The following is a 10,208-nucleotide window of genomic DNA, read 5'->3' as shown; positions in this document are numbered from 1 at the left end:
GCCGAGGACCGTTCAATCCTGTCGAAGGCACTCGAAGACGACCTCGCCAAACTGGCGGAAAGCCGGTCGAGCATCGATGGTCTGGTTACCGGCCAGGTCGAGAAGCTGGGCGAAGGCCGCGACATTCTCAAGCGCGCGCTGGAATCCGATCTCAACACGATCAAGGACGTCATATCAGGCCAATCCGAAAAACTGGCGGAAGACCGTGGTCAGCTCTCGAAGGCGTTGGAAACCGACCTGCAGAGCGTGAATGGCCTTATCTCCGATCACATGAACAGGCTCGCCGAGGACCGTTCAATCCTGTCGAAGGCACTCGAAGACGACCTCGCCAAACTGGCGGAAAGCCGGTCGAGCATCGACGGGCTGGTTGCCGGCCAGGTCGAGAAGCTGGCCGAAGGCCGCGACATTCTCAAGCGCGCCCTGGAAGCAGACCTCAATACCATCAAGGGTGTCGTCGCCGACCAGTCCCAGCAGCTGACCGACAATCGTGCGGAGTTTGCGCGGGCGCTGGAGGCCGATCTCGGCAGCGTCAACGGTCTCGTGAACAGCCACGCCGAGAAGCTCATCCAGGACCGCTCGATCCTGTCCAAGGCGCTTGAAGACGACCTCGCCAAGCTGGCGGAAAGCCGGTCGAGCATCGACGGGCTGGTTGCCGGCCAAGTCGAGAAACTGGCCGAGGGCCGCGACATCCTCAGACGTGCGCTGGAAGCAGACCTGCAGAAAATTGCGGCGAGCCGCAGCGAGGTGGACGACATCATCGCCGGGCATGTCGGCAAGCTGGCCGAAGGCCGCGACGCGCTGACCCGTGCGCTGGAGGACGATCTCTCCAAGCTCGCCGATACGCGCAAGGACGTCGACCGTTCCCTGTCCGGCCATATCGATCAGATCGCCGCCAGAAGCACCGACATCTCGGACGCCATTGCCGCAGACGTCGAAAAGATCGAACAGGCGTTCAGCCGCCAGACCGGCATCATCGAGGAGCGCGCCGGAACCATGGAGCGCGCGCTGTCGACCGGTGTCGACAACGTCCGCAGCGTGCTCGAAAAGAGCGCCGTCTTCGTCGCGGGAGCGCTGCGTGAAAAGGTCATGGAAGTCACCAGCGCGCTGCATGAGCAGGCAGGCGCTGCGTTCAGCGACGCCGACCGCAAGATCGCCGAACGTGCCGAGCAGACCTCTGCCGCCTTGCTCGCCAGGGCGGAGGATATCGCCCGCACCTTCGAGGAGGCGGACCGCCGCCTCGCCGCACGTGCCGAAGACACGTCGAGTGCGCTCATTGCCCGCGCCGAGGATACATCCAGCGCAATCATGGCCCGTGTCGACGACACATCGAATTCCTTGCTGACGCGCGCCCAGGAAACGGCCGACCAGCTGGCCGCTCGTGCCGGCGAGATCGCCGGTACATTCGATGCGGCGGACCAGAAGCTGGTTGCCCGCGCGGTCGAAACGGCGCAGTCGCTGGCGGCACGCGCCGGCGACATCCTGCGCAATTTCGAAGGCGCCGACGAACGGCTCGGCGTGCGCATCGGCGAATCGGCCGAAGCGCTAGCAGCGCGGGCATCGGACCTTGGCCGCATTTTCGATGCCGCCGACCAGCAGCTGATCTCGCGCATCGCCGAAGGTTCGGAAGCGCTGTCGGCCCGCGCGTCTGAGATCGGCCGTATCTTCGACGAGGCGGATCACCGTCTGGTGTCCCGTATCGCAGACAGCACGTCGACGATTGGAGAACATGCCGACAACATCGTCGGGGCGTTTGCCAGCACCGAGCAGCGGGTTGCCGAACGTGCGAGGCAGACCGGTCAGGAACTGGCTGTCCACGCCCGTGAAATCGAGCAGGCGCTCGCCGGCGCCGACGAGCGCCTGGCATCCAGCGCGGCGGCTGCGGCGGCTCGCGTCGAGGAGCAGGTTGCCGGCGTCGAAAACCGTCTCGTCTACACCACCGAAACGATAGGCCAGAAGCTCAACGAGCAGGTTTCGACCGCTGAGGCGCAACTTATTTCGCGCGCCAACTCGATCGCCGAAACCTTCACTGCGGTCGGCCAGCATATCGGCCAGAGCACCAACGACGCGGCGAAGACCATCGGCACTAACACCCGCGAGCTCAACACCATGCTTGCGGCACGTTCGGCCGAGATCTCGAAAATCCTCGACGAAACGGCACGGCCGCTGGTCGAGCGCTTCGTCCAGGGCGGCTCGGAACTGCAAAAGAGCATGGAAGAGGTGACCGAACGCGCCACCGAGAAGCTGCGCAGTGAAAACGCCACCCTCGTCGATGCGCTCGCAAGCCGCACGGCCGAAACGTTGTCTGCCGTCGAAGGCGCGCGCTCGACGCTCGCCGACAGTGTCGCCGATCTCATCGGCCGCATGAGCACCTCGAGCTCACAGCTCGGTCAGTTGATCGAGCAGGCGGCGGCCAATCTCGGCCAGGTCGACGAACGCCTGACCGGCAGCACGCAAAGCTTTGCCGCGACGACTGAAAAAGCCGCGCAGACCTTCGCCAGCTCGGCGCGCCTGGTCGATTCGAACACGACACGGCTTACCGAGCTGTCATCCGCGACCTTGCGCGAGGTTGCCTCGATCGCCACCAAGTTCGACGAGCACAGCCGATTGCTGTCCAGTGCTTCGGATCTGTTGAGCTCGGCCCAGAGCAACCTCGAACACACGCTGGAAAGGCAATCGTCGCTGGAGGACCTCGCCGTCGGCCTGGTCAAGAAGTCGGAGGATCTCGAAAAGGTCATGCGCTCGTTCGAGGATCTGGTCGGCCAGACGTTGCAGAACGCCGAAGGCAAGACGCTGGAGTCGGCGGACAAGATCCGAACCGCCATCGCCGACGTCGTCGATTCGGCAACGAAGCGCTTCGCCGACGCGACCGAGGAGATGCGGCGCACCGCCGGCTCGATCAAGAGCGAGCTCGACCTCACCCGCGCCGAGCTCAAGAAAGGCGTCATCGAGATGCCGGAAGAGGCAAAGGAATCGACCACGGCCATCCGCCGCGCCGTTTCCGAGCAGATCAACGCGCTGAAGGAACTATCTGAAATCGTGGCGAAATCGGGCCGCAGCACCGACTCCTCGGAGCCGCGCAACCTGCGTCCGGCACCGCAAGCGCCTGCCGCGCGCGCCACTGAGCCGCTGCGCCATCCTCCGGCCCAGCAACCCGAACCTCGTGCCCCGCAGGCGCCATCGGGTGACACTGCACTTCGCGGCACGCTCGACCTGGAACGCCCGGCTGAGACGGTGCCGCGCCAGCGCGACCCCAATGGCCGTACGCCGCAGGGCGGCTGGGTGCGCGATCTCTTAACCGGAGCATCGCGCGAAGAGGGCGCCAAGCCCGCGGCACCTTCGGAAGCGCCACGCTCGGCACCTGCCCAGCGCTCGCCGCTTCACGTCGTGGAGTCGCTTAACTCGCTTTCCGTCGACATCGCCCGCGCCATCGATCACGACGCCTCGATCGAGCTGTGGAACCGCTACCGGCGCGGCGAGCGTGACGTGTTCACGCGGCGTCTCTACACGCTGAAGGGCCAGCAGACTTTCGACGAGATTCGCCGCAAATATCAGATGGAGGCGGAGTTCCGCGCCGCCGTCGACCGCTACTGCGACGATTTCGAAAAGCTGCTCAAGGACGTGTCGCGCAACGACCGCGACAACATGATGGCGCAGACCTACCTGACGTCGGACACCGGCAAGGTCTATACGATGCTTGCCCACGCCAGCGGCCGCCTGCATTGATCAGACGATAGGGACAAAAAAGGCGGGAAATTTTCCCGCCTTTTCATGCCGTGCTGACGTCGTCGGGATGATGCTCTATTGATTGATCTCCGGTTCGACGAGCCTTGCTAGGTTTCGCAGCGACTCCTGCCAACCGAGATAACAAGCCTCAGCTGGAATCACGTCCGGCACGCCTGCCTGCGTGATATCCAGCTCCGTGCCGACTGATACTTTCTTCAGTATCACCGTCACCTGCATTTCGCCGGGCAAGTTAGGATCGTCGAACTTGTCCGTATAGCGCAGGCGTTCGCCCGGAACGAGCTCGACATATTCGCCGCCAAACGCGTGGCTTTTGTCCGTTGTGAAGTTGCGGAACGACATTTTGAATGTGCCGCCGACTTTGGGTTCCAGATGATAAACCGTGCAGGTAAAGCCGTTGGGCGGTAGCCATTTCGCGAGCGCGTCCGGCTCAAGGAAAGCGCGGTAGACTTTTTCTGGGCTGGTTGCCAGGACGCGGTGCAGGCGTACGGTACTGGGCATAGCATTTATCCTTGTGATTGGAGTGTCGATCCATGCCCAAGGACGAACCGGCCTTGACCAATCCGACACAAGTTCTGAGTTTTTTTCGAACAGAAGCGAGAACAGAACTGTTCCCGCGGATACGCTAAGAAAGAACAGACTACGAACACTGAGCTAGGCCGGCCGATTGTCGAACGGCCTTACGCCGCTCGTGCAATCCCCTTTGACAGGCGCAGCGGCTTATCCGTCGACGAGATTTCGCGGCTCGCCCCAGGATTAAATGCCGGTGAGGTTGATATGCTCCCAACCAAGGGGCGAGACTCACCAAGTATGGACATAGCCGGGTAAAACCTCGCCGGAGCTTGGCTATATTTTGGAGAACGCCGGATTAGATTTTGGCAAGCGCGGTTAGAGGGGGTAAGAGCTGCTCTTGCGACCGACAGCTTGCTTCAAGTCGAAATCTCGTAACCGGAGCCGCGCACGGTCTTGATAAGCGGCCGCTCCCCTGCACAATCGATCTTCCGACGAAGGTAGCGTATGTAGACATCGACCACCTTCGTTTCCGGGTCGAAGCTCAGATCCCAAACGTTGTTGAGCAGGCGCGTACGACTGATGACGGCGCCGGAATGCGACATCAGATAGGCGAGAAGCCTGAACTCCTTGGCCGTCAAGCTGATCTCGCGCTCGCCGCGCCAGACCTTTTTGCTGGTCGGATCGAGCAACAGGTCACCGACCCTTAGCACCGGGTCTGCTCCTGTGCTGGTGCCGCGACGAAGCAGCGCTTCCATCCGCGCGATCAGTTCGTCGAAGGCGAAGGGTTTGGTGAGATAGTCGTCGGCGCCACCCTTCAGTCCTTCGACCTTGTCCTGCAGGCTGTCTCTGGCCGTGAGCATCAGGACAAGGTTTTTGCGCTGCTCGCGCCGCAGCATCCGGCACACTTCGAGGCCGTCGATCCCAGGAAGTACACGGTCGAGAATGATCAGCGAGTATGAAACTTCCCGTACCATCGCCAGCGCGTCCTCGCCATTATTTGCCAGGTCGACAAGGTAGCCCTCAGCTTCCAACCCTCGCTTGATAAAGCCCACGATGCGGTCGTCATCCTCCACCAGCAGAATTCTTGACATGCCGTATCACCTCCGTCCCCGGGTTCTATAGCGGGGAGCCGCAGACCTTCCCGCCCGACGGTGGCCGCGATCACTCCGCTAAGCTCCAGCGATAGGTTATCGTAAATTGGGAAACGGAGGCAGTCGCGCTTTATTCCGTTCTGGTCTTCACGCCCGACGTTTTCTTCAAGACGGCCGTGGTGTCGCCTTCGGTTACACCCGAAGATGCCGCCGGCCCCGTGCATGGGATGCGGATGCAGACCTCCGTAAAGGACCCGACCTCGCTCATCAGTGAGATTTCGCCTTGGTGCTTCTCTATGAGCCATTTGGCGATCGACAGGCCGAGGCCGCTGCCAGGCTGGCGCGACGCCTTTGGGCCTCGGCCGCGGTAAAATCGCTCGAACACTTTGGGTATTTCCTCGGCTGAAATGCCCAAGCCCTTATCCCGGATCGCAATCTCGGCATGTCTGTCCTTAACGGTCATGGTCAGGTTCACCGAACGTCCGCGCGGAGAATATTTTATGGCGTTGTCCAGAACTATGACGAGAGCCTGCTTCAGCCGACGCGTCGGCAGTGATCCAAACCGGATCGGTCCTATAGTCCGCTGTGATAGAGATACCTTTGGTGCGCGCCAGGATTTGGCCATCGTGGAGCGCGTCTGCGACGATGATCACGAGATCCGTTCGGCGGGGCTCGAAGCGGATGGTATCGGTTTCCGAGCGAGAAAGAAAAACGAGATCGTCGACGAGGCGGCTCATCTCCAAGCTCTGGCTGACAATCCGTTCGAGCGCATCGCGGTAGACTGCCTCTGGCTTTGAACCATGGCGCAGCGGAATCTCCGCTTCGCCGCGAAGGGCAGTCAGTGGGGTGCGGAGTTCATGGCTGATGTCGGCGAGGAACTGGACGCGCAACCGGTCGAGCTCAGTCAACCGCTGGTTCGCCGCAGCAAGCTCCGCGGTCCGTGCGGCAACTTGCTGCTCGAGTTCTGCTTTGGCATTGAGCAACCGGTCGCGCTGGTCTTGCTGATGTGCGGCCATTTCGTTGAACCGCTTGGCGAGCGCACCGAGTTCGTCGCGGCCATCAAAAACGATCCGATGGTCGAGATCGCCACGACTGATCGCCTCTGTGCCTTCGGTCAGAAGGCTGATCGGGCGCATTAATGATCGGGCGAGAAGGAAAGCAGCGGCAAAGCAGAGGACCACGGCAGCCAACGCAAACGCTGCCGTTATCCAGGTCAGGCGTCGCCACAATGCTTCTGCCTGCAGTTCGGTTCGCGCCACCTCTTCCTCTTCGTCGCGCCGCGCGGCTTCCAGGATGTTCTCAAACTCGGCGTCGAAACGGTTCTCGATGTCCCGACGAAAAACCCTGACCGCGTCCTCCTGGCGCCCCCCGTTGCGCAGATTGATTGCCTCGGAAGTGGCTTTGGCGATTTCTCCGTAGAGCGTGCGCATCCGCGTGATGCGGAAGATCTCGTCACCGCCGTCCTCTTGATCGCTGCTGCCCACCAGAAACTCGGCCTCGCGCCTGGTCAACTCCTCGAGCTTATCGAATCCTGCCTCAAGTTCGGCGCGGGCGCTCTCGTAGTCGGGACGCTCCGGTTCGCCAATCAACAGGAACTCGGCGATCTGCTCGGAGTATCGATTGGCGTTGACGGTAAGTGCGGTGACAGCTTCCAGTTGGTTGTTGGCCCATTGCACACGCTGTGTGTAATAGGTTGTCGAGCGAATGGTGATGTAGACGATAGCCGCCATCATCACGACTGCCCCCACGACAATGAGCTGAAATAAAAGAATGCGAGACCGGATGCCCATCGGTGTCCATCGGCGTTGAGAATCCGAAACCGATCGGATTCATGAATACTCATGTCCCCCTTCGCGGCAGAGCAGGCCACCGTGCAGGATCGGCTCGCGCGGATCGGCGCAACATTTCCGCGACGCCGTTCCAGCACCGAGGCAAACATAGAGGACCCGCGATTAAGGATACGGGAGATTCAGGTTAGAAATTGGTGAGAATACAGTCGTGCCGTCCGAAATTTGCGACGTTACCTCGCGAGAGGCTAGGCCCAGCCGAACACCTCAAACAACCTCAGCAAGCCGTAGGCCACACCGCCCCGCGGCCGGGATCGTCAGTATCCACGCCCAGACGATTCGCTCGATCACCGTCCAGTTCAACGCACGCGGGCGCCCATGATCGCGGTCGAGATGCTGTGCGTGGTTGATACCGGCATGCCAAACCGCGCGGCAAGTGAGAGAATCGTCGCCGAACTGGTTTCGGCGGCGCCTGGCTTATCTTCCCCGTGGCTTTCACGCTGACGCCGCCGAGCCAGCTTGATCGCCTCCAGGCCCGTGGCGCGGGCGGCTTCATTGCTCTGCCATCGGTTGCTTATTCACGGGTCGCCGTGACCTTGAACAGGACGAAAGTCGTCGGTTCGGCGTCCTTCTTTGTCTTGTCGGTGACCATGAGAAACAGGTCATCCGAGAGGCGGGCCAGTCCCTCGAAGTTGTTCACTAGCATTGCATCAGGCACGGCTGAAAGCTCGGCAAGGCGGCACTCCCGTTCAGCGGAGCACGCAGCAAAGTCGAGATAGCGCAGGCGCGCTGTCGGTGCGCCGCCCTTTTCCTCGCGGGTTCGTTCCAGAACAAGGAGATTGCCGTCCGGCAACTTCTGGATCGCCTTGAGCCTGCTATCGGGCTGGAAAGCCTGGAAGGACCAGGTCGTTCCGTCAGCCGCATAAAGCGTGTGGCTGTCTTCTGGCTGGCCCTCTAGGGGCCGTTCCGGCGCCGTCAGCATGCCATGACGCTTGTCGAACGCGACCGCTTCAAGGCGGCTGTTTTTCTTGCTGTATTGCGTCTCGTCCGCCAACGGACCAGGCAGTGATATGTCACCGATCTTTTTTCCTTGCGGTGTAAAGCGGACAATCGCGGGCCCGTCTTCGAACGCGATCAGCAACTCGGTGTCGGATCGCTCGCCATTGTCGTCATTGAGCGCGGTGAGGCCTTCCGCATTGGTGACGGACCCGCCGGGAGCTTGACTTGCCGTCGCCGCGATCGGGACGGAGAAGACGGGTTGGATCTCCGCGATCTGGGTCCCGTCCATGCGAACGCGAAAATGATGGAGAACGCCGCCATCGGAGACCGCATAGAGAAGTTGCTCATCGTCATCCCAGGCCAGGCCGGAGAATTCCTCGATTCTCATTCCGTTTGCGCCCTCCGCGGGCACCTCCATGCTGTCCAAGGCCTCCAGGCTTGCCGCGCCGGCTCCGACCGCACTCGGAGTTGTCATCGCGGTTGAGGCAAGCAGCAGCGAAGCCCATGCAAGACCGTTGAACATGCGGCGAATTCCGTTTGGGTTTGTCATGCGGCTAATTCCTTTTCGATCGGTGAGGTGGCCAATTCGAGTTGTTGCGCGGGAACGCTCCCAAGCTTGCGGAGAGCCGGAAGAAACTTGTTGTGCTTCGTTCCCTGGTTCAGGATCGCGATCGCCGTGCAGTATTTTGAACAATGCTTGGTGGGGTGCTGGTGCAGCGTCCGCAGAATGCGGTCGGCTATCCCATTGCCGTTCGCGGATTTCGTTTCCAGGATGAAGCGATCATCACGAACGGCGTGCGATGAGCCAGGAGCAAAAAAACGCAGCTGGCTATCGATCGTCATACGCTCGGCGCCCTCCTTGGCGACAAGCGTCATGCGGACATAGCGCATGTCGATGACCCGCGAGAGTTCGTATGGAAAGTCCTGACGATACTGGTCGAAATAGACGCCGTGGACATAACCCAGAGCTGTCTCGTCAAGGACACCGAATTTGACAGGATCGTAGGGCAGTCGCTTCTTGATGGTGACGCCGCGCTTGTCCTTGAGCTTCACCTCGACGAAGCACAGCCCTGCCTCAATGTATTTCCGGATTCGGACTTTCGCCCGCCTGCGCCGGCCCTGATGATGATTGAAATAACTCTGCCGGTCCGCATCGTCGAAATAGCAGGTTTCGTAGGTGAATATCCGGCGCCCGCCGATCTCAAGAATATCGAAGTGCGTTGCCAGTTCAGCCGCGGCGCGGCGAAGTACGGCCGCCCCGATGACATATTTGTTGTCGAGCCGCTCCAGCATCTCGGCCTTTGCGTTGAGAGCATCCAGGCTGATCGGGGCGAAAGCCCGCTCCAGCCAAGCGTCAGTGTTTGCGATAGAAGACATTGAGCCTCGCCAATTCCGTGATGTAGTCGAGTTGGAGAACCTGATAGGACAGCACGTCGACGCCCAGGCGCTCCGAGAGTTCGGCGCGCGTGGTCTTGGGGTCAGACAGTAACGTTAGGTGGATTTTATCCAGCGTGACCTTCGCCCCGCTGACCGATTGCAGCATCTTCGGATGATCGACGATATAGGCGCCGACCAGCACGAAGAGCACGACCATCGCAGCGAAGGGCAGCGTGGTTCCCTGCACCGAAGAGATGACGGCGATAGCGACGCTGCCGAAGAAATAGGTCATCTCGGTCTTTGTCAGAGGCTCGGAGCGCAGCGTGAACAGCGCCAGAATGGCGAACAGACCAAAACCGGCTGCCACGCTGAAATTCACCGACGACAGGATGGTCAGCACTGCGAAGACGAATATATTGAACAGCGCTGCGGCCGTGACCAATTCCTTGTCGCGGTACCGTCGATAATACATGCCGAAGACAAGCAGCATCATTCCGACAAGGTTCATGGCGAACCTGATCGACTGAGCCGCGAGCGGATCTTGTAGGGCCTGCAGGAGGTCGCGATTCATGACGCACTCGCCACAGCGACGCCGGGCACCCCCACCAAAGTCAGCCGGATAATATGCATTTCAGCTCCTGGTTTGTTCCGTGGCGCCATCCGTGGCGCTGACGTGGAGAACGGGCGATTTTCGTTTCTA

9 protein-coding genes are annotated in these 10,208 nt (G+C 60.9%); 2 read left to right on the top strand and 7 right to left on the bottom strand.

From position 1 onward, the window contains the following. Positions 1 to 3,723 (top strand): coiled-coil domain-containing protein (locus AC0L25_RS07940; protein WP_473594982.1); only part of this gene is annotated, 3,723 nt, incomplete at its 5' end. Between the two features lie 75 nt (positions 3,724 to 3,798). Here the strand turns inward: AC0L25_RS07940 and AC0L25_RS07935 are convergent. The 4 genes from AC0L25_RS07935 to AC0L25_RS07920 all read right to left on the bottom strand — a co-directional run bounded on the left by AC0L25_RS07935 (position 3,799) and on the right by AC0L25_RS07920 (position 7,135). After that, positions 3,799 to 4,242, bottom strand: coding sequence for an SRPBCC family protein (locus AC0L25_RS07935; protein ID WP_473594981.1), 444 nt, complete (start codon positions 4,240 to 4,242; stop codon positions 3,799 to 3,801). Positions 4,243 to 4,670: 428 nt separating this feature from the next. Continuing rightward, positions 4,671 to 5,345, bottom strand: a complete 675-nt coding sequence (locus AC0L25_RS07930) for a response regulator transcription factor (protein ID WP_473594980.1) — start codon at positions 5,343 to 5,345, stop codon at positions 4,671 to 4,673. Positions 5,346 to 5,475: 130 nt separating this feature from the next. Continuing rightward, positions 5,476 to 5,847, bottom strand: a complete 372-nt coding sequence (locus AC0L25_RS07925; RefSeq protein ID WP_473595040.1) for a sensor histidine kinase — start codon at positions 5,845 to 5,847, stop codon at positions 5,476 to 5,478. Next, a complete protein-coding gene (locus AC0L25_RS07920) occupies positions 5,798 to 7,135 on the bottom strand; it encodes a sensor histidine kinase (protein ID WP_473594979.1) in 1,338 nt (445 codons plus the stop codon). The genes AC0L25_RS07925 and AC0L25_RS07920 overlap by 50 nt, the downstream gene beginning before the upstream one ends. A 375-nt stretch (positions 7,136 to 7,510) precedes the next feature. Here AC0L25_RS07920 and AC0L25_RS07915 point away from each other — a divergent pair, with 375 nt between their 5' ends. Beyond that, a complete protein-coding gene (locus AC0L25_RS07915) occupies positions 7,511 to 7,636 on the top strand; it encodes a hypothetical protein (protein WP_473594978.1) in 126 nt (41 codons plus the stop codon). Positions 7,637 to 7,706: 70 nt separating this feature from the next. Here AC0L25_RS07915 and AC0L25_RS07910 read toward each other — a convergent pair whose 3' ends face one another. The 3 genes from AC0L25_RS07910 to AC0L25_RS07900 form a co-directional block, all read right to left on the bottom strand. Beyond that, entirely contained in the window at positions 7,707 to 8,606 is a 900-nt protein-coding gene (locus AC0L25_RS07910; RefSeq protein WP_473595039.1) for an esterase-like activity of phytase family protein, read from the bottom strand. A gap of 71 nt (positions 8,607 to 8,677) precedes the next feature. After that, the gene (locus AC0L25_RS07905; RefSeq protein ID WP_473594977.1) at positions 8,678 to 9,508 is read right to left on the bottom strand and encodes a polyphosphate polymerase domain-containing protein; all 831 of its coding nucleotides are present in this window, start codon (positions 9,506 to 9,508) and stop codon (positions 8,678 to 8,680) included. Continuing rightward, positions 9,486 to 10,079, bottom strand: a complete 594-nt coding sequence (locus AC0L25_RS07900; protein ID WP_473594976.1) for a DUF4956 domain-containing protein — start codon at positions 10,077 to 10,079, stop codon at positions 9,486 to 9,488. The genes AC0L25_RS07905 and AC0L25_RS07900 overlap by 23 nt, the downstream gene beginning before the upstream one ends. Positions 10,080 to 10,208: the final 129 nt, after the last annotated feature.

Source organism: Mesorhizobium sp. WSM4813 (assembly GCF_055811555.1).
The sequence above is the reverse complement of the archived record's forward strand: the minus strand, read 5'-3'. Positions and strand labels throughout refer to the sequence as shown.